The organism is Nocardioides sp. CPCC 206347 (genome assembly GCF_048654605.1).
Taxonomy (GTDB): domain Bacteria; phylum Actinomycetota; class Actinomycetes; order Propionibacteriales; family Nocardioidaceae; genus Nocardioides.
This window is the reverse complement of sequence record NZ_JBMCYZ010000001.1, coordinates 145,286-167,717: the sequence shown is the minus strand read 5'-3', so window position 1 is coordinate 167,717 and position 22,432 is coordinate 145,286. Positions and strand designations below refer to the sequence as shown.

19 protein-coding genes are annotated in these 22,432 nt (G+C 65.3%); 9 read left to right on the top strand and 10 right to left on the bottom strand.

Annotated elements, in window-relative coordinates:
* Positions 1-5: 5 nt before the first annotated feature.
* A complete protein-coding gene (locus ACOACQ_RS00810; RefSeq protein WP_378599760.1) occupies positions 6-515 on the top strand; it encodes a hypothetical protein in 510 nt (169 codons plus the stop codon).
* An 84-nt stretch (positions 516-599) separates the two neighbouring features.
* Here ACOACQ_RS00810 and ACOACQ_RS00805 read toward each other — a convergent pair whose 3' ends face one another.
* Entirely contained in the window at positions 600-980 is a 381-nt protein-coding gene (locus ACOACQ_RS00805) for a Rieske (2Fe-2S) protein (RefSeq protein ID WP_378599758.1), read from the bottom strand.
* 253 nt (positions 981-1,233) lie between these two features.
* On the opposite strand from ACOACQ_RS00805, the gene ACOACQ_RS00800 reads away from it, so the two are divergent.
* The 3 genes from ACOACQ_RS00800 to ACOACQ_RS00790 all read left to right on the top strand — a co-directional run bounded on the left by ACOACQ_RS00800 (position 1,234) and on the right by ACOACQ_RS00790 (position 4,089).
* Positions 1,234-1,920, top strand: a complete 687-nt coding sequence (locus ACOACQ_RS00800) for a DUF3558 family protein (protein WP_378599756.1) — start codon at positions 1,234-1,236, stop codon at positions 1,918-1,920.
* 140 nt (positions 1,921-2,060) lie between these two features.
* A complete protein-coding gene (locus ACOACQ_RS00795; protein WP_420287414.1) occupies positions 2,061-2,819 on the top strand; it encodes an MlaD family protein in 759 nt (252 codons plus the stop codon).
* A gap of 568 nt (positions 2,820-3,387) precedes the next feature.
* Positions 3,388-4,089: a maleylpyruvate isomerase family mycothiol-dependent enzyme gene (locus ACOACQ_RS00790; protein ID WP_378599751.1), complete on the top strand. Its 702-nt coding sequence runs from the start codon at positions 3,388-3,390 to the stop codon at positions 4,087-4,089.
* Positions 4,090-4,146: 57 nt separating this feature from the next.
* Here the strand turns inward: ACOACQ_RS00790 and ACOACQ_RS00785 are convergent, their stop codons facing one another.
* On the bottom strand, positions 4,147-4,548 hold the full coding sequence (locus ACOACQ_RS00785; protein ID WP_378599748.1) for a DMP19 family protein: 402 nt from the start codon (positions 4,546-4,548) through the stop codon (positions 4,147-4,149).
* A gap of 279 nt (positions 4,549-4,827) precedes the next feature.
* Positions 4,828-6,192, bottom strand: coding sequence for a mycothione reductase (locus tag ACOACQ_RS00780; protein ID WP_378599746.1), 1,365 nt, complete (start codon positions 6,190-6,192; stop codon positions 4,828-4,830).
* A gap of 216 nt (positions 6,193-6,408) precedes the next feature.
* Between ACOACQ_RS00780 and ACOACQ_RS00775 the strand changes: the two genes are divergently transcribed.
* Complete coding sequence (locus ACOACQ_RS00775) at positions 6,409-7,086, top strand: DUF6226 family protein (RefSeq protein ID WP_378599743.1); 678 nt, start codon at positions 6,409-6,411, stop codon at positions 7,084-7,086.
* Positions 7,087-7,203: 117 nt separating this feature from the next.
* Positions 7,204-7,905, top strand: a complete 702-nt coding sequence (locus ACOACQ_RS00770; protein WP_378599741.1) for a DUF6891 domain-containing protein — start codon at positions 7,204-7,206, stop codon at positions 7,903-7,905.
* A 66-nt stretch (positions 7,906-7,971) separates the two neighbouring features.
* On the opposite strand, the gene ACOACQ_RS00765 is transcribed toward ACOACQ_RS00770, so the two are convergent.
* From ACOACQ_RS00765 to ACOACQ_RS00750, 4 genes are read right to left on the bottom strand one after another with little or no spacing between them, the layout of a single operon-like run.
* Positions 7,972-10,527 (bottom strand): bpX6 domain-containing protein, encoded by a 2,556-nt coding sequence (locus ACOACQ_RS00765; protein ID WP_378599738.1) that lies wholly within the window; start codon positions 10,525-10,527, stop codon positions 7,972-7,974.
* The gene (locus tag ACOACQ_RS00760; RefSeq protein WP_378599735.1) at positions 10,524-12,218 is read right to left on the bottom strand and encodes a hypothetical protein; all 1,695 of its coding nucleotides are present in this window, start codon (positions 12,216-12,218) and stop codon (positions 10,524-10,526) included. Before ACOACQ_RS00760 ends, ACOACQ_RS00765 begins: the two co-directional genes overlap by 4 nt.
* On the bottom strand, positions 12,215-12,622 hold the full coding sequence (locus tag ACOACQ_RS00755) for a hypothetical protein (protein WP_420287413.1): 408 nt from the start codon (positions 12,620-12,622) through the stop codon (positions 12,215-12,217). Before ACOACQ_RS00755 ends, ACOACQ_RS00760 begins: the two co-directional genes overlap by 4 nt.
* Positions 12,619-13,785, bottom strand: a complete 1,167-nt coding sequence (locus ACOACQ_RS00750) for an AAA family ATPase (RefSeq protein ID WP_420287412.1) — start codon at positions 13,783-13,785, stop codon at positions 12,619-12,621. Before ACOACQ_RS00750 ends, ACOACQ_RS00755 begins: the two co-directional genes overlap by 4 nt.
* A gap of 81 nt (positions 13,786-13,866) precedes the next feature.
* On the opposite strand from ACOACQ_RS00750, the gene ACOACQ_RS00745 reads away from it, so the two are divergent.
* The gene (locus ACOACQ_RS00745) at positions 13,867-14,475 is read left to right on the top strand and encodes a hypothetical protein (RefSeq protein ID WP_420287411.1); all 609 of its coding nucleotides are present in this window, start codon (positions 13,867-13,869) and stop codon (positions 14,473-14,475) included.
* 385 nt (positions 14,476-14,860) lie between these two features.
* Positions 14,861-15,157, top strand: coding sequence for a hypothetical protein (locus ACOACQ_RS00740; RefSeq protein WP_420287410.1), 297 nt, complete (start codon positions 14,861-14,863; stop codon positions 15,155-15,157).
* 205 nt (positions 15,158-15,362) lie between these two features.
* Here the strand turns inward: ACOACQ_RS00740 and ACOACQ_RS00735 are convergent, their stop codons facing one another.
* Positions 15,363-16,013 carry an AAA family ATPase gene (locus ACOACQ_RS00735; protein ID WP_378597590.1) on the bottom strand — a complete coding sequence of 217 codons (651 nt, stop codon included), beginning with the start codon at positions 16,011-16,013 and terminating at the stop codon, positions 15,363-15,365.
* A gap of 31 nt (positions 16,014-16,044) precedes the next feature.
* Complete coding sequence (locus ACOACQ_RS00730) at positions 16,045-17,079, bottom strand: LOG family protein (RefSeq protein ID WP_378597591.1); 1,035 nt, start codon at positions 17,077-17,079, stop codon at positions 16,045-16,047.
* A 547-nt stretch (positions 17,080-17,626) separates the two neighbouring features.
* Between ACOACQ_RS00730 and ACOACQ_RS00725 the strand changes: the two genes are divergently transcribed.
* Positions 17,627-18,280, top strand: a complete 654-nt coding sequence (locus tag ACOACQ_RS00725; RefSeq protein ID WP_378597592.1) for a GIY-YIG nuclease family protein — start codon at positions 17,627-17,629, stop codon at positions 18,278-18,280.
* Positions 18,281-18,405: 125 nt separating this feature from the next.
* On the opposite strand, the gene ACOACQ_RS00720 is transcribed toward ACOACQ_RS00725, so the two are convergent.
* Complete coding sequence (locus tag ACOACQ_RS00720) at positions 18,406-21,765, bottom strand: NACHT domain-containing protein (RefSeq protein ID WP_378597593.1); 3,360 nt, start codon at positions 21,763-21,765, stop codon at positions 18,406-18,408.
* Between the last annotated feature and the right edge of the window lie 667 nt (positions 21,766-22,432).

Below are 22,432 nucleotides of genomic sequence, written 5' to 3'. Positions count from 1 at the left end.
CCCGCATGCAGGTGAGATTTGAGCGCACCGGGCAACGTCGGTATGCGGTCGCCGTACTCCGCAGCCTGCACGGTGACCTCCGCATGGACCCGGCGCCCGGCTACTCCGAGCTGATTCCTCATGACCTCGTGCACCTGGTGGTCGAGGAGGAGTTCGGACTACGCGACGGGATCTTCGGCCAGCTCGCCGCTGGCGGCAACGCCGGGACATTCGTACCGACCGAGGAGCTCCGAACCAAGGCGTGGGCGCGCCAGGTCGAGCGACGCAACAGGTCCACCGGAACTGACATGGGGCGATCAGAAGCCCTTGCTGCCCAGGTCTATCCGCGCTGGCTGCGGCGCAGCGGCCACCTGCCCGGCAGCCACTACGTGCTCCAGGACCCTCCGCCGACCGACCTCAGCGACACGGACCTCGACCGGGCGATGAAGCGCATCGACGTACTGTCCGACCAGTGGCGTGCAGTCGACGTCGGCGGGTCGATGTCGGTCCAGTGGCCCTGGCCGGAGCGCGCCTGAGGGATTCAGACGCCGCGCGCGGCCCTTCTGCATGGGCCCATGGCCATTTCACGGCGGGCGCACAACTGTGGGCGACAACGACGCTCAGAGCTCGACGTACACGTCGTCGTTCTCGACGATGACGTCGTAGGTCGTCAATGGAGATGGCTTCTTGCCCAGTGCGATCAGCTTGCGCGACCAGCGGGGCATGTCCTTACCAGCGAAGCCGGGCGCCCAGTCGAGGTTGTCGCCCGATGCGAGGTCGAAGCGGGAGTTGTGCCACGGGCAGACGACCTGGCCGTCGGCGTACCTCAGACCTCCAGGCCCCTTGGTGAGGGAGAGGCCCAGGTGCGGACAGCGGTTGCGTGCTGCGCACAACGAGTCCCCGGCGAGACCAACCACGATGGACGTGCCGGCGGCGTCCGCGGAGTGCAGCTTCCCGTCGGAGAAGTCCGCGACGCTACCGACCCTGATTCGACCTGACATGTCACATCTCCTCGTTCCGGTTTCTGGCTCCGTTCTACCAGCGCGCTGTCGTCGGCGTCACTGTCGCTTGCCGTGCCAACGCACTGTCCAACTGACTACGGGTCAGGCGGTTGGGGCGCAATGGCGCTCGTCCCGGAACTACCGCCCCGTCGTTGCTGACCGGCCGTCTCGTCGCGAAGAGACCAACCTCGCGCGGAAGGCCTGCGGAGCAGAGGGCACACCCGAGAGACCCGCAGCCATGCGACGATTCGCCATGCGAAAGTTCATCGGCGCCGCGGCCGTGTTGTTCACCATGGCTGGTTGCTCGTCCGGTACGCCGGAGACGACGGAGTCCAGAGCGAGCCCGTCCGGCAAGCCGTCATCTGCAGGGTCAACGCCGACGTCAACACCAAGCGGCGATCCGGCATCATCACGGGTAGATGCTTGCGAGCTCCTGTCGGCGGAACAGCTTGTCGATCTCGCGGGCCGACCCGTCGGGAAAGGGCAGCCTGTGCTCGTGGGCGGACTGCCCGTGTGCCAGTGGCCGGCTGGCGATGGTGTCTTTGTGCAGGCCGGTTCCCTTTCGTCTTCAGACTGGGTGCAAGGACTGCCACAACTAATGCAAATGATGGAGGACTCGGGTCTGGTCGAGGACGCGGACGGCAAGCGGAAGTTTCAGCGCTTGCGCGACCTCGTTGAGCCAGGAGTCTCGATGAGTCCTACCGAGGCCTGTCAGGTCTTCTCCGCAATGCTCGAGGTGCAAGGTCAACCCCCGGGAACCCAGTCGATACTCAACGTGTTTCCGCACGCGGAAAATGCAAAGGCGATGAGCGGCCAGATCTGCAGTGCCGGCCGATTCACGACGGTCACGTTGGCCAATGACGACGGGTTGGCGCCGCCCCTGCCGGGTGAGCAGGTGCAGCACGCTCTGGAGCTGGCGCATCGTCGGAGCCTGAGCTGACTCCCTCCCTCAGCCGCGCCTGGCCTGTCACTGCGATGCAAGGCCATCGGTCGGCAGGGACCAACGCGGCGGACTGACGCATCGTGGAGGCCGTCCGTCGGCCTGAACGTGGTCGTCCAGGCCGGGGATCCCCTCATGCCATGATTCGCGCCATGCGCCTTGCGATTGCTGCCAGCTTCGTCGTTCTAGTCGCTGGCTGTTCCTCAGGTGAGCACGACCAGGATCATCCGAGCACCCGAGTTCCTGGGACGTCGCAACAGTCTTCCGCTTCGCCGCTCGACAACACCACGGTCGACCCCGTAGACGCCGAGGTCACCAGGTACCGCGCCGAGTTTGTCGAGGTCAGCGGTCTTCTCGTCGGCGACGATGTACGCATCGCCGGAGTCAAAGTCGGTGGCGTCGAGAAGATCGCAATCGAGGGGGACCAGGCCATCGTCACGTTCTGGGTGCCCCAGGAACAGAAGCTGACCGAGACCACCGGCCTCATCCTGCGCTACCAGAACCTCAGCGGTCAGCGCTACCTCGCACTGGTGCCGGGGAGCAAGGACTCGGCGATCCAGGCAGCAGACTCGCTGATCCCGTTCGCCCGGACCAGCGCCGGGTTCGACCTGACCGCTCTCCTCAACGGGTTTCGGCCCCTCTTCGCCGTCCTCACGCCTGCCGACGTCAACGCCCTCGCTGAATCCCTCATCAAGGTCCTGCAAGGGGAAGGGGGCACCGTCGCGCAACTTCTCCAAGAGATCACCGAGCTGGCCAATGACCTCCCTGACCGCAACCAGGTCTTCCACCAGGTGGCAGTGAACCTCATCCCCCTGTTGGAGGAGCTCTCCGGAAACGGAGAGCAGTTCCAGAGCACCGTCCACCGCCTCGCGCGACTCACCACAGGCCTCGAAAAGTAAGGCACACCACCGGGCGGTCAATCGACAGCTGCGAACGCCTCGGCCGCACCAACCACCTCGTGACGGCGCTTCGTTCTGCTCTGGCCCGCGACGTCGCGGCGCCGCCTGGCCGTGCGAACGGCTGCTTCAATCGGGTCTGACAGCTACGGTCGAAGCATGAGAGCGCGACGGTCCTACCCACCCCGCCCTCCGTGGCGGGTGTTGGTCACGGATCGGAGCCACGATGGCTCACTCACCTCATCGGCAGAACAAGGGTTGTCCGCTCTGCAAGCCTCACAAGAACCGGCGCGCTGGCCGCGCTGTTCGTGAACCCTGGGCTGTCCTTCGCAAGGTCGGCAAGCGTCGGCGCGTCCGTCGGGGCGACCTCGGCGACAGTGATGACAGTTAGCGCAGCCCCGACGCGGCGGAATGCCGCACCGGGTATTGCGGTCCTGGATCCCTCGCGTGACGGCCACTTCCCTCGCCAAGGCTCACGGAGGTGCGCATCGTCGAAGGCGTCCGCGGGATGCGGCGCCTCGGAGTGGCGCAGCACCCACTGTCGCGAGGCGACAGGCAGTAACGTCGGACCATGGCTGAGGAGTCAATCCTTGACGGGCTCGACCCGTTCGACCTGCTCGATCGTGAGGCTGACCGGGTCCACTCCCTATTCACCAGCGAGCCCGACTGGTCTCGGTCGAGCCGCTGCGCGGGCTGGACTGTGCGGGACATGCTGGGGCATCTCATGGGCTTGGAGGACTACACGCGGGCCAACCTCGACAACGGCGTCGGCGACCTGTTCCGTGCGGCCGAACAGGCCGGTGCAGTGGACGTCGTGGCCTTCAACGACTGGCAGCTCCGGTCGTACGCCGACGTGCCGACCGACGAACTGGTGGGCGAATGGCGTGAGGCCCAGGTGGCCAATCGTCAAGAGTTGCGGGCGCGAGGGCGCCAGGGGTCAGTGGACACCAGCGTCGGTGAGTACCCGTCGTGGCTGCAAACCTTCCACTTCGCAGTGGAGTACGCCACCCACGGCGACGACATCTACGTCGTCGTACCGGAGGAGGATCGCCGCGAGCGGAGCGCTTGGAGGGTCGTGTTCGGACGGTTCGTGCTTGAGGAGCTCGAGCGGCCGATCACCGTGACGCCCCGCGACGACCTGGTCGTGGTGGAGAGCGAGGTCGGACGAACCGAACTGTCGCCCGAGGACTTCATCGAGGCGACTGTCGGGCGCCTCCCGGACGCCCACTGGCTGGATGGCAGGCTCAGGAAGCTCCTGGCTACCGTCCCGTAGTGGCGACATGACGCGCACCCTTCGCGCGGCAACATCGGATGGCCGCCATGGCGAACGCTAGGAGCCTGCGACCAGGTAGGAGTTGACCAACCCGTCGGCGTCGGTCGACGCCTCCAGTTCGTCGAACCTGGAGTCGAACTCGTTGAGTACTTCGTCGAGGTCGCGGTCATCGAGAAGGTCCGCCCGTGCATCCGCGTCAACAGGGTAGTTCGGCCCGAGAGTCTGCATTGCTTCTCTCAGTAGCCGGGCCCACGCATCTCCGAGAACATCCGGGAGGGCGGCAAGAGCGACCGATGCTGTATCTCCACCCCAGTACCGGAAGTAGGAATCGAATCCGCCGGAGTTGACCTCCTGGCGCAGGTCGCAGATCGCAAAGACCTTCTGCATGGTGGCGCTTAGTGAGGAACGGTCGCCTTCTCCGAAATCTGCGTAGGCGCCCCACGCGTCGCCAGCGGGCATGGGCGAGATGCTAACGACGGCCGTCGGTTCCGGTTCACGCACCGAGCCCGATGCAGCGGTGGCACTTGGTCCCGCTCCAGGCTTGTCATTAGCCGTACAAGCCGTTGCCGCGAGGGCAGTGGTCAGTAGCAGGGCCGCAAAAGTTCGCACCCGACGAGCCAAGCACAGACTGTTCCCGCCCCATGCGACTCTCGGCAGAGGGGACACATCTTGCGCGCCGACTGGCGGCGGATGACGCACCTTCTCTCACCCGTCGGACATGGTGCGTCGGCCTGCTCCTCAGTCGAGCTCGAGCTTGAGCAGCGCGTTCTCAACGACCTCGGTGAGTGCAGGGTGGATCCAGTACTGCCCGCGTGCCATGTCCCGGGCTCCGAGGCCGAAGCTCATGGCCTGGATCAGCGGCTGGATCAGGGTCGCGGCCTGCTCGCCGATGATGTGTGCGCCGATCAATTGGCCTGATGTCGGGTCGGCAAGAACCTTGCAGAGGCTGGTGGTGTCGTCCATTGCCCAGCCGTACGCCGTCCCGCCGTACTCCTGAACAGCAGTGACGAAGGGACGACCGCTCGCAATCGCCTGCTCCTCGGTGAGCCCGACACTGGCGACCTGCGGATGTGTGAAGACCGCGGCGGGCACAAAGCGGTGATCCGATTCCACGAGATCGTCGGGGTGTGCGAGGTTGTGCGCGACAACCCGCGCTTCGTGATTGGCCACGTGTTTGAGCTGGTGCGCGGAACTCGCATCGCCCAGTGACCACACCTGAGATGCAGTGGTTCGACCACAGGCATCGACGATCACGCGGCCATCGGGGTGGACCTCGATACCGGCGGCGGACAGATTCAGACAGTCGGAATTCGGTGTGCGGCCTGTGGCCACGAGCAAGAGGTCCGCCTCCACGACCGAGCCGTCGTCCAGTCTGAGTCGCACGGTGCCCTCGCAGGATTCCAAGGACTCAACCCGCGTCTCGGTCCGGACATCCCAGCGCTGCCGAGCGATCTCGGTGAACCGCTGGGCGATCTCCCCGTCGAGATGGCGTAACAAGGGGGCGCTGCGGGCGAGCACGGTCGTGTGGACGTCGAAGGCGGAGAAAATATGGGCAAACTCGGCCGCGATGTAACCGCCGCCCAGAATCACGATCCGCTCAGGCAGTTCATCGATTCGCATGATCGTGTCGGACGTATGGAAGGGGACGCCCGATGCGGTCACCACGTCGGGGACGGTCGGACGCGATCCCGTCGCCACGACGATGCGGTCGGCGGTGATCGTCTCGCCGGTCGAGAGCAGGAGCTCGGTGGGGCCGACGAACTCTGCATGTGCCTCGTAGAGGGTGGTGTTCGGTTCGCCGTGCGCTCGGTAGTCGCGGCCACCGGCAGCGATGGAGTCGATCCTCCCGAACACACGGTCCCGGATGTCGGTCCAGCGCACCTGGTCGATGGTGCCGTCGACGCCCAGATGGCCGGCGTTCTTGACTGACTCGGCCAGGTCAGCGGGGTACACGTACATCTTCGTCGGAATGCAGCCGACGTTCAGGCAGGTGCCGCCGAACGTCGATTCCTCGATGATGGCGATCTGCCACTCGGCGAATTCGGGACCGATCAGAGAATTGCCCGAACCCGATCCGATGATGGCCAAGTCATAGTGAGTCACTGTCGCGACCCTAGCCATACGGCTCCATCGTGACGATCACTTCGACCGCTGGAACACCGTCCGCACTCCACGAGTCCGTCATTCTGGGCGCCGTGTCACGGTGGATTGATGCACCTGCGCGACTACCCGGCTCGCGGCAGAATCGGGCGAATCGTCTGAGCGCACCAGACCGTGATCGGTGCTCGGTGTGTGGGCGACGTGAGCGAGGATGTCGCCATGCACGACGACAGCCCGCCGCCACGTCCAGCGTGGTTCGATGACCTGCTGGTGGAGGTGGGCCGTGCTTTCGACCGCACTGGCGCGGGAACACCAGGGTGGCCAGACCCTCACCGGGATCGGGATCCGTTGGAGGACGAGTACTCCCGCTGCCTGGATCCAGGCAAGTACCAGATCCTTCATGCCCGGATCGATGCCTGGAGCGAGGTCTTGGCGTCTCGCGCCATCGCGACCGCAGACAGCATCTCGCCGACCTCGTGGACTGGCGCGGTGCGCGGACCTGATCAGATGCGACGAGTACGTCGGCTGGCGCCGACCCGCGCCGGTGCCCTCAGCGTGCTTCTCAGCGAGACCATCGTCGCCGGAGATCCGTTCGGGATCGACGTCGGCGTTTCAGGCTCGGATGAGACGTCGGTGGTGCTGCTCGACACCGTTCCGGACTGCGGATGCGACGCCTGCGACTCGGGATCCGAAGACCTTCTCGCCGTGCTCGACGGCTGGATCCTCGCCGTCGCACGAGGCGGCGTCGTCCATGCACGGTCGGCGTCAGAATCGGTCAGCCGGACAGTGGACGGCTGGGTAGGGTCGGGCGCCGGAACGGAGATCGAGCGGTGGCTGAACGATCCCATGCCCACCGCGCCCGAGGTCCGACGATGGGTCGGCGAACCGTGGGTCTAGCCCGACGTCGGCATGGCCCGCGGGTCCGACCTCTGCAGACGCGGCGGACTGACGCAAGAGAACTGGGCCAGTCTCGGCGGTCGAGAAGATCGGCTCGACCGCGTCTACCCTGCGTCCATGGGCATCTTTCGGCGCAAGCCGGTACTCACCGACGACCAGCGTCGGGAACTCCGACTGACCGCCACGGAATGGATCGCGCCGGGCTTTCGTCCGAGGACCGGTCTTGCTGAGGAACTCGTCGACTATCACGACGACATCGAAGTGCCTCACGACGTTCTTCTGAGCGCCGCTTCTGAAGTGGTCGAGGAGGTCTGGTGCGCCAGGTTGGCCGATGAGGAGGACTGGCCGGACACCGGGGACTTTGGTCGGCTTGAGCGCGCGTTCTGGAGTCTTGCGAGCCAGGGAGTGCTCGCTCGGATGGACTTCTCATGTTGTGGGACCTGCGGCATGGCTGAGATCGATGATGAAAGAACGCCGCTGGGCGGAGTTGTTGACGGTGACTATCCCTACAAGGAATGGGCATACACGTTCTTCCACCAGCAAGATTCCGAACGCCTTGTGGATTCAGATGCTGTCCTCTTCCTGGCGTACAGCGCGTTCAGGCCGGCCGCGGGCCTGGATCCGGAACTGATGGCGCGGGCCAAGGAGGGCGACGAGGAGGCGCGTCGGCAGGTCTCCACCATCACCGACACGACGGTCGGTGAGTTGGTTCGCGATGCGCTCGTTGCCGAAGGGCTCGCTGTGACCTGGAACGGGTCTAGCGCTCAGCGGATAGCCGTCAACATGCCGGAGTGGCGAAAGCCGTTGCCGCGCGGTTGAGTTCTCAGCAAACGCGGTGGAGTGAGGCAACCATCGGTCCGCTGTGCGCGATTCCGTCCCGCCCATTCACAGGCGGGTACGGAAGTTGCCGAGGACCTGCCGGTTCTCCAGGTCGGCCACAACGATCCGGCCGGACAGGTCCCAGACGGCCACGAGATCGTGGTGACTGCGGAAGCTGGCCGTCACGGAGTCGGGAAAATGGACGGTCAGGTCCGCATCACGACTGGAGACGGGGGAGATCGCGACACGGGTGCCGTCCGCTCCGCTTGAGGTCACGGCGTGGCGTACGCCGTCGGTGGTCAGCTGCAGGAAGGACCCGGGTTCCCATGCGATCCGCCGTACCTGCGGCCCTCCTCGGTCGGTGACGAGGGTGTACGAACCCGCTGGGTGCTCGTTGGTCTCGAGCTGCACGATGCCGCCGGTGGTGAGGCGGACCTGACCGTCGAGCCAGTCGAGGTGGCCGCGACTTCGCAGGCCGAGCGACGGCAGGTCCCAATGCCAGACCTCCAGCCATTCCATCGGTCGAAGGTCCGAAGCGGGGTGTCGTACGACGGCAGAGAGCTTGCCCGGCCCGCGGGCGAGGTCAACGACAGCGGCCTCGTCGGTCACCTCGCGCCACAGGCTCCGGACCGAGGTCGCCCGGACGTCGAGGAAGTTGATGGTCCCTGCCTCATCGACGACCGTCAGCGTCGCGCCGTCGTACGACGAAGCGAGGCGGGTTGCCCGGATCGGCAGCCAGGCGCGCACCTGTCGGGTGGTCAGGTCCAGCGTGTGCAGGTCCCAACCGCCGTCGCCGATGTCGTTGGCCAGGAGAGCCGTGCCGCCGTGGTCCGCCATGACGATCCGCTCCGTGGGGCGATCCCACTGTGCTCGCGTACGACCGTCCGGCGTGAGGAGCCGGACCCCGTGGCTTCCCAGAGCAACCAGCAGCGTGCCGCCCGGCAGCGGTACGACGTCATGGACAGCGAGCTGCCCGACCCCTTCGACGGCGTTGATCTCGAACGGCGCGCCGGCCGTCCGTGACGCGCGGCGATGCCAGGCGAAGCTGGGTAGGTCGGCTCGAAGAACGGGGTCGGCCCGGTGAATGAGCGCGTTGACGATGCGACGCGTCGACGTCTCGTCACCGGGGGACTGGGCAGTCGGGTCCAGCAGTTGCCGTAGTGCGACGCTCGCGAGTTCGCGGTCGGCGGCAGGGTCGGCGCTGGGGAGCTCGGAAAAGGCGCGGAGGAACCGTGAACGCCCAGCGGCAAGAGCCGGATCCGTCGTGCTCATCAGTGCTCGCGCGGCTGTACGCGCAGTGTCGTTGGTCGCCAGCGCCAGTTGGAAGGCGAAGAGATGCGCGGCTGTCGGACCGCCCAGGGACATGCCCTTGGCGATGTTGGTGATCGACGTGGCGCGTCGGTCTGCATCGGGCCAGATGGCTTCGACGGCGCCGAGGTAGTCGCCGGACCGGCCCAGGTCATCGCTCCAGGCCACGCGCAGCTCGCCAGCGGCCGCGGGGTCGACGTTCTCGAGATGCTTGATCGCCATGGCGTAGGCGCCCCGGGCGCGCGCAACCTCGAGTGCCCGATCACGACGCCCGGCTCGCCACCACAGTCGTACGACGAGGTCGGCCTGGAGCTTGCGTCCTTCGGCCAGTTCGGCGGCGAGCGAGTACTTCTGATGGCGCTCCAACATCGCCACCGCGCCGATCAGGTTGCCCATCAGGTCGACCAGGACGAACGCGGCCTCTTCGAAGCGTCCCTGCTTCTCCAGCTCGTCGGCAGCCTGGCGGTAGACGGTCTGCAAGTGTTGATGGACCGTCGGACCCCACGGAATGCTCCCTCCGCCCCCAGACATCTGATTGCTCGGACCACGCACGGCATCGCGCCGCTTGGGAAGCCGCAGGGAGAGGAAGCCGGGCTGGCTCCCGCCGAGTGCGATGGCGTCGCGCAACGCCTCACCGAACCTCTTGCGTTCGAAGGCCTTGGTCAGCGATTGCAGGTACCGCTCGTGCTTGCGTCGGATCATCGGTGCTGCCGGGCTGCGCATCAGGCTGCGAGCCAGCAGGCCGCTCCGTTGCCGCGCTGCTCCGCCCGATCCACCGCGTCGTCGCCGGGCACCGTCGCGGGTGAGCTCTCCGATCACGGCTTCGGCCTTGCTGCTGCGCGCACCGAGCTTGGCGACCGATCGGAGGTCGACCGCCGGGGGCTGCGACATGCGCGGCACGGTACGTGGAGCGGGGGTTGGTGCCTGTACGGGCGCCAGGACGTGGAAGGTCAGCTGGCTGAGGTCGACCCAGCCGGATGGCTCGACGACGTGGAGATCGTTGAGGTCGTGAGTCACGGGCCGGCCGCCCTCGAGGACGCAGAGCTTGCCGGTCGATGGGATGTCGACGTCGGCCGACGCGTACCCGCCCTCGCGTGCGACCACCGGCAACCCGGGAGCGAGCTCGCACCTCAGTTCGACAACATTCGGGAGCGACAAGAACATGCGGTCAGTACCGAGCTCCCGCAAGACCGCACCGGATTGCCACCAGGCGAGGACGCGCTTCTGGGCTTCAGCAGTCCCGATGAGCGCAACGTCGATCACGAATCCGGCCGCCGTGACGGTGCCGCGGTACGGCGGCCCGAGGCGGTTCACGCTTCGCTCCGGATGACCTGGTGCAGCTCGCCGGTGAGCAGATTCCCGATCTCGACCAAGTCATCGGCTCGTTGCACAGCCACCATCGGCAGCGACGGATGGATGGTCGGCCTGCCGGTTCCCCCCGACCACCGGGTCAACGTCCTCACTCCCTGTGCCCCGACCAGACGAACGATCAGCCCGGCGGGGGAGAGCGTCACCAGCTTGGGCTGCTCTTCGTCCACCACCAGCGCCAGGACCTCGCACCCCTGCTCGACCACGATCACGTCGGACGGTCGTCGGTGGATGAAGGTGCGCCAGTGCACGCGGTCCTCCGAGACCGCCACACTTCGGTCGGTTCCGAGTACGACGACGGTCGATGCGCTGGTGTCGGGGATCAGGTTCCAGTCCGCTCGGACGCCGACGCTGCCTGCACCGCCGACGACCGTGGCCATCCTTGGTTGGTCGATGTTGGTGCCCGGCGCGATGGCGACTGCGTCGACGGGTTCGCAGGAGTGTTGCGACAACCGCCACCACGCGTCCTTGAACCCGAAGATCAGGTCGCTGCCAGCGAAGTGGACCGGCGGCAGCCTCGTGTCGGTTTCGGACTCGATCTCGGCTGCGCTGACGCCGAGGAGCGCCACGGGGTGAACGAACTCGGTCACGCGGCCGAGGGGCTTGCCGATCACTCGCACGCGCAGCTCGCCGTCCTCCAGCACGACCACGACCAGGCGCTTGCCGAGTGCCGACCCGGCCAGGACAGTCCCGGAGAAGCTGTGGCGTCGGATCCGCGGCGACCGGCCGGCGTGCTCGGAGACGACGGCCGTGACCACTTCTCTGCTGCCCCTGCCGCGCAGGAGCAGGCGACGCGCGTGGCTGTTGAAGGTCGGCCCACGGAGGTCGACGAGTCCGTCGACGCGCGATGCGTCGGGAGCGGTCCGCAGTGCTGAGCCGCGGAGCGCGCGGACCGCGACCTCGGCTGCAGGCAGCGCGAGCTCCATCCGGTCACCGTCGAGGTTGATGCTGAGCTCCTGCACCCCGGTGGGCCCCCACGCACCTTCGGCGATCGTCAACACCCGCCGCTGGTCCTTGAGGTCAGCGGCCAGCCCGTCGCTTGCGAGCACCCAGGCCTCGTCAGCGGCCTCGACGTCCTCGAGACGCTGATCGAGGGCCGCCCGCTCAACGGGCGCGGTGGATCGCTGCGTCAGCCAGGCGGCCAGCAGTTGGGCCAAGTCGCCCTCGATCCAATGGTCCGCAGGTTCGCCGAGCACGCCGATCCGAAGTTCTGCACCCCGAGCTCGGGCTCGCCGATGCAGCACGATCAGGGCTGCGAGCTGCGCCAACCGGGGCGCGCCGAGCTGGTCGGGTCCGTTGTCCACCAGGACCACTGCACGGCCGCGCGGTTGCGGCCGGATGTAGGCCGGCGCGAGGTACATCAGCTCGTTCTCCGAGGCCCGTCGCAAGAACTCGAGAGGTAGTTCTGCGGCAAGCATCCATTCGGAGATCAGGATGCGCTCCGGGGTGCCCCGGTTGGAGATCTCCGCATAGCCGTCGAGCGGACCGCTGTCACCCTGACCCGCATCGCGACGATGGATCAGGTCGTCGAGACCGTGCAACAACGGAAGCAGTCCGAAGAGGAACTCGGGGTGCAGCGCGTTGAAGGCATCCGCCCAGGGCTCGAGGCCGGGCGGCAACTGGGTCTGGGACGTCATTGCAGCTCGACCAGCATCTGCAGGTCGGCGACTCGCGCTGGTGCGGGGCCGACGAGTACGTCGTGACCGATCAGCACGATCACCTCGCGGACAAGTCCGGGCTCCGGCCGTACGGCGCGCCGTACGACACCTGGCGGCGGACTGCATCGCAGCGTCGTCGGCAGGTGCAGCCCGTCCTCCAGGCCGACGTAGACAACACCGTCGACCCACGGCAGGCAGTTGCTGTCGCCGAGCACGACGAGCCAGCCGTCACCGCGACAGACCTTCAGGTCCTTCCCGGCACTGACGTAGCGTGCAGCGGCAGCAGCCAACAACGGCACCGCGTCGCCCCGCGCGACCACGCCGCAGGGCGACAATGGTGGTTCCCTGACATGCCAATCCAGCGCGAGCGGCTCTGCGGTCATGAGTCAGCTGGGGCGGCGTGGGCCTGGCTTGCCGTAACCAGCTGGCTGCGCACTTCCGTCAGGCCGGACGGCAGGTCCTCCGCGGTGAAGGCTGCGTCGACCTCACGGAGGGTGGCTTCGATCCGCAAGAGCGCGTCAGGGTCCGGGGACTCCTCCAGCCCGTCGAGGAGCAGCCGGCCGGCTTCGGCGAGGCGTTCGGCACGGGCGGCCGGGCCGCGCGAGAACTCCTCGGCAGCGTGCAGCAAAGTCGCGTTCTTCGAGGTCGCGAGCAGGTCGACCAGCGTCTCGCGGGCGAGCACCTGGGTGTCGGCCGTCGGCGCCACCAAGGGGAGGACCCACAGGTCATCAGCGGTCGCGAAGGAACGGCCATCCAGGATCGCCGCGGCCGCGACGAGTCGTTGCGCCCGGACGACACGTCGGTCGCTCAGCATCACGCCCGCAGACCGGAGTCGACGGACGGCGATGCCCAGGAGGGACCGGACTTGCGTGTGGTCGCAGGCACGAGCGGCGACCGACAACCGTTCGAGCGCAGGGATCAGCGATTCCCCCATAAGAGGAGCGGGCGATTCTGCCTGCCAGCCGGACTCAAGCAGTTCCTCCAACCGGGCATCTGCGACGGGCTCGACGAAGACGCGGGCCAGGAACCGGTCGGCGAAGGCGTCCAGAGCCGGATCGTCGGGAAGGCGGTTGGTCGCTCCGACACAGAGGCGCAGCGGACACGCCACAAGCGTGTTGCCTCGCCGGTAGACGCGCTCGTTCAGGATGCCCAGCAACGTGTTGAGGATCGCGGTCGAGCCGAGGAAGACCTCGTCGAGAAAGGCGATGTCGGCTTCCGGCACCATGCCGGCCGTCTCGACCTCGACCACACCCTCGCGGAGCCGCTGGAGATTGATCGGGCCGAACAGCTCGTTGGGCTCGGTGAAACGCCCGAGCAGGTACTCGAAGTACTGCCCGCCGAGCTGCTGCGAGACCCGTCGAACCGCGTCGGACTTGGCGGTGCCGGGAGGCCCGACGACGAGCAGGTGCTCACCGGAGACGGCGCACAGTGCGACGACCTCGGTGAGTACGTCGCGATCGACCAGTCCCACGCGGGCCCGTCGTACGGCGTTCTGAACTGCGCGAGCATCCGCCTCGACACCGATCGGCGTCACTCCCTCATCCATCGGGCGAGTGTAGGTGCACCGCATCGGTCAACGGGCGGTCTTTTCGTTTCGCAGCATCCGACACTGCGAGACCATGGATGGGTGCCCGCCTTCCTTCCTGATCGTGCGACGGTCCGCGAAGTCGCTGCCAGCGCTGCCCTCGGCAACACTCATCCGAGCGCGCGAGCGGGGCTTGAAGCGAAGCTCGAAGAGCCGCCTGGGGACTGGGACGAACGAACAGTCCTCACCGTCCCGGGTCTGGTCTGGTCGGTGTCCGGCGACACCTGCATGACCGGTCGACTCAGTGCACCGGACAACATCGCCTACGACCACTACGGACGAGAGTTCGTGTTCCGGCAACCACGTAACGAAACGGAGCTCGCGGCCGTGATGAGCGCAGACTCCGACGAAGTGATGGCGTGCTACCGCTTCGACGGCCTGTCGCGGTGGACGTCGCGGAGTGTCATGGCGTGGATGGAGGACATGGAGGTCGTCCTGGGTTACGTCCGCCAAGTGCTTTCCACTGAAGTGGACGCCGACATTCTTGATGGGTTGCGTCAGTACGAGGAGTACCTCACAGGGACGGACATTCGGGACGACCTCGGGGCGTTGCGGGAACTCCTTGACGACCAAGAACCGGCGCCGATCACCATGCGGCGGGTTGACCAGAGTCGACCGCCAGCACGGCGACTGCGACTCCGCAGATCCTGATCGATTCGAGTGCCTTGCCTACAGCCACGACGGGTGCGAGGTCGTTTCGGCGAGGAATCATCAGCGCAAGCGCCGAAGCGCGGTGGAGGCAGCAGCCAGAAGTGCCAGGGTCGGATGACCGCTCAGTTCTGGGTGTCCTCGCACCCGACTCTCCGGAATCCGGGCTGCTTATGCGCGGAATGCATTAGGTCCGGCTGTCACTGATTCGGTCGCAGATCATCGAGGGGGAGTGCACTTGCACGTCTTGGCGGGACTTGCATCAGGCCAAGTCAAGCGATGTGACACCCTCTGAGCCATGTCGCGTCCTCCCCGACTCCGCCCTGACCCGGGCAAGCGGAGGTCGCGCCGTCTCTCATTCTCTGGTGACGATGCGTGGGAACATCTCGTGCTTTACCTCGCGGGGCAAGCCAGTGTCTGTCTGATCAGGCAGAACGTCGACGCGCTCAACGTCGAGATCGGATACAACCGCATCATCCTTCACGCCTGTGTCCTGGAGCAGAACGCGGAGACGGACGCGGACTTGGAACAGATTCGCGACGAGCTCGAAGAGTCGCTTGAGCTTTTTGTGACGCCAGCGCCCAGGGTGCTGCTAACGGTGGCTACCGGCATCAACGGCCCCGAGTGGGACGGGTTCCACAACATGAGCATCTATAAGGCGCACTGGAGCACACGCGAAGACTGAGTCTTCGCCCGAGCTGCTCTGGATGAGCGTGACTTGGGTGAGACCTTCAGTCGCTCGGGCGGCGAACGGCGTCCATCAAGGGTTCCGGTGGGTCGGCGTAGTGCCCGGCGCTCGCCGGCGATTCGCGGCGGATTGGGTCATGTTCGGGTGCGCGCTTTGCGGCTTGCAGGGCGCATCTCCGACAGCGGCAGGAACGGGCGGGTATTCAGGCGAGTGAGGCAACCAGTCGCTGATAGGTGGCCTCCACGTCTCCCTCCGCGCTTTGAACGAGCATCGCGTCGGGACGTTGGTCCAGCAACGCTTGAAGCGCCGAGTGCCGTTGGCGAAGCGCCTCGTCGCCACCCTGTGCAGCGACTATGGCTTGGACTTGAGAGTGCCACGGGTTGTCAGGGTCCGTTTCACCGCGGCGGTGGAACCGCGCCACGGATCGCTCACAGCCATCCATTAGGAAACGCTCGATGAATCGCGCGTTGGTCCGAACAGCGCACGCCTCGAACAGCGAGACCTCGGCAGGATGGATCAGCAACTGAGGGAGCACTACATTGTGGCCGCTGTCCAAGTAGCCCTCGATCATTCCCATCGCCGCGGGACGGATGAGAGCCCCAGCCTTCAGAAAGTCGTCCGACCACCCGCCGATCAGGGTCCGAAGAGCATCTATGTCGCAGTTCAGTACACCGGGGTGTTCTTCGGCATATCGCCTGGCGATCGTGGACTTGCCGATTCCTGGCGGACCGTTGAGGTGAAGGAGATAGACCACGTCCAGGACGGTACCGGTGACCACTGGCATGGTGTCGCGCGCGCTCATTGGCCTGAGTGCCCGCTTGCCGTTGCGGGCATACGCGGCGGATAGACGCATGTAGCGTCACCTGTCTGTACAGCAGACCGGTCTATCGGAGTAGCGCACGGAAGAGGTCGCCAGCGCCGCCAGCGGACATCAGTTCGAGGTTCTGGCGGGCAACGCCCCGGTGGGCTCGCAGTGCTTCAAGAACCTCATCGACATCAGTGGTGAAATGGATCTTCGCCAAGCACTGGTTAGCGTCTCCTGTGCCGGCACGAGCCTTAACGATGATCCTGCGCAGTAGGTCGTCGAGGTCAATGCCATCAGCAGTCCCGCCGAAGTCACGCTGCCAATAGCCCTCGGGATCGAAGAAAATCATGGGTGTGAACGCATTAGCGCTAGGGGCGTAGTAGTTCTCTTCGACGTCCTGGAAGATCTCCCTAAGTGTGCCGCCGCCGCCGCGTGCATAGATGATTCCCGCGGCCGACTGCTTAACCAGCGCCTCCTCGCGGATGCTGTTGTGGAAGTACTTGGCATAAGCGGTGGCAAACGGCATCGTGGGCTCTTGCCCATACAGCCAGGTCGGAATCGCCAGGCTTGGGCGGACCTCCTTGAGCAACGACCGCGCGTCGATGCCGGCAGCAAGCCACCGCTCGGCAGCGGCCAACGTCTCAGGGGTGCCAATGACATTCCCGCCACGGTCAACGATGTCGATGAGTCGAGGGAGCTCGGGCTCAGCGCTGAGTCGGTTAATGAGACGATCGACAGTCTCGAGATCAGGGGCCGCGGCACCCACGTGCGCAGCCTCCATCGCTCCTGGCCCACCACCACTCGCGACAAGGAATTCCCCAGCAAGGGTATTGGTCAACTCGGCGACAGCTCGATAGGCCGGCGAGTCGCGGTGCACCTTGTGACCTCCCATGATTCCCACCAAAGGCAACTCGCTCAGCAAGTACCCCATCAGCGCATCCGAGATTGTCGCGTCGTGCAGAGCTTGCTTCCGGCGCGCTGCCGAACCGGGCGCCGCCCCACCGGTGCGCATGAACTCGCGGAATATCCCGAAGTCCCATGTGCCGGTAAACCCACCAGTCGAGAACCCGTCAAGTAACTCGTCCGCGGAGTACAACTCCGAACGCTCGTCCACGTGTGTCCTCCAAACCAGAAGTGCAACTTCCAGAAAAGCCTGAACGACGCAGTTCAGTCAGCTGCACGCCTGACGCCGAGCGGACCGAAACCTCGTGGGTCAATCTAGGACCAGTTGTGAACGATGCGGAAGACCTCGGATGAGCCCCTCCACACACTTTCGGCGACCTAACTTGTTGCGTCGATAGCTCTGTCGGCCTGGCACTCGAGGAGGACGAGGTGTCGGTCGCGGCGGAAGAAGCACCTTCGCTCACCCATCGGAGGGTAGGCGCACCGACAACATCGTGGAGTCGGTCTGCGTCGGCGGCGTGATCGCGGCGATCTGACGCAGTCGGGAACATCCCGGTCTGGCAGCGATTTCGGCGGACGTCTGTCGACCTGTGAGATTGCCTGTGGAATCTCGCGGCAGCTGGCCGCACGAACGAAGGGAGTGACCGTCTGCCCCGTCGCAATGGTGGCCTGATCGGAGAGGCGCTCAGCGACGAACCTGCCTTCGCCAACGATGCTGCCGAAGGATTGTGTCGGCGCGAAGGTCTACGGTCAGCCACGTGAAGGACCAGGCCGTGAACGGCCCCCAGGCTGAGCAGCCGTCCGTGTGGGTGCAGGTCGTGGCCGGCGTGAGGTGCGGGGCGTGGGACGCCCGCGAGGAGCAGATGTGTCGTCGCAATCCGGCCCGAGACAACAATGGCGACTGGTACGGCGGCGGGACGTTCTGGTTGTGCGATAGCCACGCGGACCAGGCAGCCGACGGGATGATCGACGAGGCGGGCGGCATCGCCGTGGCCGCGATTGCTGTCATCGACGGAGACGGCCCCTTGATGAGCGACACTGCGCTCGCCGAGTACGCCGCCGCGAACCCGGAGGAGCCGTTCTCCCCTGTCGCGGCCCGGCCTCGCCCGGTTTCTCACGTCTACGTCATTGAACGCGGCCGTTGGGTGAAAATCGGGAAGTCAGCTGACATCCCGTCTCGCTTGAAGTCGCTCAAGAATGGCGGGGCAACGATGCCTGACGGCATGGTGATTGGCCCGTTCGAGCTGTTGTTCACAATTCCGTACGACTGCGAGGCCGACCTGCATCAGCGATTCTCGGCATACCGGGACCGTGGCGAGTGGTTCTGGCACGAGGGTGAGGTGGCCGAGTGGACTTCTGAGATGCGCCGCACCTCCCTCGCGCCGATCAAGGCCGGCGCGAACGTCGACTGAATCACGAGGCTGAGGCGCTGGTTCGGGAGGTGCGCTGGTGCTGACGAAGTGGCTGTATCGCGGCAAAATGACGCACTCTTCGCGGCAGTTCCGAATGTTCTGCCGGAAGCGGAGCAATCCGTGAACTAGCGATATGTGACTTTCGCCGTCCGGTCGACCAGTAGCCACTTCTCTTCTCGTGCAGTGATGGCTAGTGGCGGCGGGTGGTCGGCGCCCGGCAATGTGGATCCGCCTCGTGCAGGCTCGCCGGCTCGCGCGCGAATGAGCCGCTCGGTAATGCCGCTCTGCGGTGTAGTGGTGATGGGCCTGTCGCGAAGAATTTGTCGGTGATTGACGATGTTGATGCTCTGGTCCAAGGCGGTATGCCGTTTCGGTGGCAAGTTTCCGACAACTGATTCCCAGGTGTGTAGGAGATTATCGAGGACTGCGACGCTGGCGACTGCCCAGAGCGCAAATGCCCACTCGGCGCGCCACATGTCGTTGTCGGCAGCGACCAATTGGCTCTGCCACCAAGCGAGGTCGTCTGCGTGGGCACGGCTCTCGCGCAACAAGGTTGCGGGGTGGTGGCTGGTGCCGAACGCGGCAGTACCGCTGAACACGGTCGCTGCGACCTGGTGTGGGTGCGCTGCGCCCACGATTGCGATTGCCGACGAGAGCCAGCAGTGGCCGACTTCGTCGAACAGCGCCGTCGCCGTTTTCGCCCATGGGAACGTCGACCCTTTCTCCCCCTTCTTGAAAATCCGCTCCTTCGCGATCGTCTCGAACGGCGAGTGAACCCGTCCCAGCCCTCGCAGCACCTCGGTTCGTATCCGAGCAGCGCCGTCTCCGGAGTCAGCAAATCCCATGTCTGATGAGGCGAAGAACGCTCGCGGTGAAAGTACTGCCGCTACGCGGGCCGGATGCGAGAGAGTCGAGCGGACGACTTGCGCCTGCCCGTCCAAGACCTCTGCGATCAGTTCAGCTTCGAGGTCGCTTCCCCGGGTGGGTGCGAGGCCGGCGTTGAGGAACAGTTGAACGCCATCATCGGCCAGGTCGATGCGGTCGAGCACTGGCCCGTCGACGGGGCCGTTGCCGGACTCGAACACGGTGCCGAGTCGCAGCCAGTCGTGCTCGCGGTCGGTACCGACTTCATGGGCGAGCTTCGCGCGCCACCAGTCGCCGAACTCGCTGGCAGAGTTCAGAAGTTCATGGACAGCGCGGACAGCGCGCAGACCACGCGGATCTTGTGGATGTTCGCTGATGATACCGATGAGCTCGGACCAGACGGGGTTCTCAGGCGCGGGCGTGGGTAAGCCAGGCAACGGAACGATCTGGCGGCGACGCAGCGCGTAGCGCAGTGCCGGAATGTTGCCGTCTTGCAGGAGAGCGCGCAGAGCTTGGTTGGCCTGCTTCGGCCGACCGTTAAACACTCCATCGGTCATCAAGGTCCATGCGGCTATCAGAGTCTGCGTGTCTGGGTTGTCCTCGACTGCCTCCGCGATGCCACCTGCAAGGACATACAGGTCCGTGGTGTCCGCATTCCCGCCGTAGAAGCGTGCTGTGTTGAACCAGTACGGGCGGCACAGGAGTGCGCGGAGAACGTCGGTGCGGTCGAAGGAAGTGTTCTCCTCGCCCGCGAACCGGTACAGGAACTTGGCAGCGAAGTACTCCCGGAGGGACTGGATGTCGAACTCGTAGGTGCCCTGCTCTTTGCTCGTCAGCGCCCAGAGTCGGTCCGATGCGGCGCCGAGAAGTTCGTCGATGATTGCGGTCGGCTTCTCGTAGGTGCTCTGGAAGTGCGTCATCGCGGCCTCGACCTCGGTCTTCGACATCCGACCCGACAGGTTGTGCTCTTCGCTGCGCGACTGGATGTACCAACCCAGGAATGGAACGATATCTCGCAGATCGCCCTGATGATTCTTGACGCTCTTCGGGTGCCGGTTCGCTTCCCGTATGAGCAGCAAATCCACGTAGCTGTCGTACAGATCGGTACGCTGGGTTGGTGCGGCCTCTCCGTCTCGGTTGAGAAGGTCGAGCAGAATGGTCAGCTGCATCGGATTGCTGGCCAACTCCCCGATGTAGGCCTCCTCGGCGCGTGCCTTGAACGCCTTGCGGACCCGGCGCCCTTCGGTGGACTTGAGGTCGTTGGCGGCGCACCACCTCTGCATGTAGGTCGCGATCTGCTTGTCAGTGAACGGCTCGAGGGCGAGAACCTCGAACGTATCCTCGGAGGGCTCGGGAAGTTCGGTGGCGTTGGGTCGTGAGGTCACGAGGACTCTGGGTCGTGTGGCATAGGCCGACCCTGCTGCGCAGAAGCGTTCGATCTCCTTGACCACTCGGGTGCGAGCCGCGATGTTGCCGACCTCGTCAAGCCCGTCGAAGACGATGAGGGCCGGCACAAGATTGAGAAGCTGGTCGACGACACTGGCGTCGACCTTGTCGTCGCCAGTCGCGCGAGCGAACACCTCGGCGAGAAACATCTCGATGGAACCGTTCTTTAGCGACTTCCGCTTCGTCTTGGCTGCTTCTTCCTCGAAGACGTCCTCGCCCTCAAACCATGCTGCGTACATGCCGAGCTCGACGCGGATGGGAAACCGGACCTGGTCCTCGGCGAGCGTGAGGAGGCCGGCCTTGGCGACCGCGTCCGAGACAAATGCGGCGCGGTGAGACTGGCATAGGTACTGGGTCAAGGTGGACTTGCCTTGTCCGGGAGCCCCGAGCACGAGGGTGAACGGCAAGATGCTGCTGGTCACGTGGGCCGAAACGCTGGGCAACACGCCGCCAGCCGCTTGTTCCCGGGTATTGCGGCGCGTACCCGGCGGTACCGGGGCGTGCAGTTGTCGTGCGCCAACGTCGACGTACAGGTCGGTCACGCGGTGCTTGCCGATGGCAAGCTGAGAGAACTTAAGTTTCTCGTCTTCTTTCCAAGCGACTTCGGCGATCTTTCTGATGACGCGGCGGGTGCGGGTGTCGCTATTCGCTCCCACGAACTCGCTGACCAGATACCGGATGAGGTCCCACCCGGCGAGCATGTCGGCGAATGCCCAAGTCACTTCGGAAGGCGCGCCACTGACCCAGGCGTTCAGAGTCGGGCGCCACACGCACTCCATGCGAGGCATCTCAAAGTCGGCTTCGTACTTGCGCAACGCGACATCAAGCTTGTCCATCTGGCCCTTGTCACGCATTGAGGTGCCTTCGAGATTCGTAACCAGGACGTAGCGCTGTGCGCCTTTGGCTGCGAGGGCCCGAATGTTCGCCTCTTCGCCCTCGATGGCTGCCGAGAGCCACTTGACCGGGTCCTTCTCGCGACCACGTTTGGACCACTTGTCTTGGAAGACGATGACCTTGTCGACGTCCTCGATGATCCCGTCGCGTCCGCCGTCGGCTTGTCCGATTGGGAAGGCCCGGAAGTCGGGATACTTGTGCGCGAGAAGTGCTGAAACGAGTTGCTGGAACTGGCTTGAGTCCAGCCGCTCGTATAGGTAGCGGAACTCGTCCTCGGACACGTGCGCTCCTCGCTGCTTCGCTCGGTCGGTCATGGGATCGACTCGGCCTAGCCTCTCAAAGCCCGTGCGAGAAACCGCCACGGACGCGCACCTATTCTGGCCGTTCCGACATGTTCGGCATGTCGACACATCCGGATGCGTCCGGCTAGCGGTGGATCGACGCTGAACGAGGAGGCGCCGCGGGGGATACTGACGCTACGTTGCTCAGGCTTCTTCAAGGTCGGACGCGAGCAGCACGCAGCCTCGTGAACACTCCTTGCGAACCACGGCTCGCCTACGGGTATTCGCAATGACACTCTCGTGGACCCGGATTGGGCTTTGGCACTTCGGGCAGATCTCATCGTGAAGGATGCGCGTTTCGGACATGGTGACCACGGTAGGGACACCGAACCCTTAGCGTCGCGTCGAGTCGAGATGCGCCGGGAGTGAACGCGGCAGATTGGGCTAGGTCTGCTGGCACCGAGTCGCGCAGCAGTCCCTTCCGCAGACGTGTTCAACTCGGCGCGTTTGTGCGGGTCCGACGTTACGTAGACGCGCTGAAACGCCGCGGACCAATCTCGCGCGGCCTAGCGATGAGCCGCATTGAGCGTCTCGCCACAGATCAAGACCTACAGTCTGCGGCGCCTGACATGCCGTGGGCACGACTACCGACTTGGCGCGCTTTCGG

Bases quoted from the DNA above. Each gene is read 5' to 3' on its own strand.
- ACOACQ_RS00810 (WP_378599760.1), top strand. From the start codon at position 6: ATGCAGGTGAGATTTGAGCGCACCGGGCAACGTCGGTATGCGGTCGCC.
- ACOACQ_RS00805 (WP_378599758.1), bottom strand. From the start codon at position 980: ATGTCAGGTCGAATCAGGGTCGGTAGCGTCGCGGACTTCTCCGACGGG.
- ACOACQ_RS00800 (WP_378599756.1), top strand. From the start codon at position 1,234: ATGCGAAAGTTCATCGGCGCCGCGGCCGTGTTGTTCACCATGGCTGGT.
- ACOACQ_RS00795 (WP_420287414.1), top strand. From the start codon at position 2,061: ATGATTCGCGCCATGCGCCTTGCGATTGCTGCCAGCTTCGTCGTTCTA.
- ACOACQ_RS00790 (WP_378599751.1), top strand. From the start codon at position 3,388: ATGGCTGAGGAGTCAATCCTTGACGGGCTCGACCCGTTCGACCTGCTC.
- ACOACQ_RS00785 (WP_378599748.1), bottom strand. From the start codon at position 4,548: ATGCCCGCTGGCGACGCGTGGGGCGCCTACGCAGATTTCGGAGAAGGC.
- ACOACQ_RS00775 (WP_378599743.1), top strand. From the start codon at position 6,409: ATGCACGACGACAGCCCGCCGCCACGTCCAGCGTGGTTCGATGACCTG.
- ACOACQ_RS00770 (WP_378599741.1), top strand. From the start codon at position 7,204: ATGGGCATCTTTCGGCGCAAGCCGGTACTCACCGACGACCAGCGTCGG.
- ACOACQ_RS00760 (WP_378599735.1), bottom strand. From the start codon at position 12,218: ATGACGTCCCAGACCCAGTTGCCGCCCGGCCTCGAGCCCTGGGCGGAT.
- ACOACQ_RS00755 (WP_420287413.1), bottom strand. From the start codon at position 12,622: ATGACCGCAGAGCCGCTCGCGCTGGATTGGCATGTCAGGGAACCACCA.
- ACOACQ_RS00750 (WP_420287412.1), bottom strand. From the start codon at position 13,785: ATGGATGAGGGAGTGACGCCGATCGGTGTCGAGGCGGATGCTCGCGCA.
- ACOACQ_RS00735 (WP_378597590.1), bottom strand. From the start codon at position 16,013: ATGCGTCTATCCGCCGCGTATGCCCGCAACGGCAAGCGGGCACTCAGG.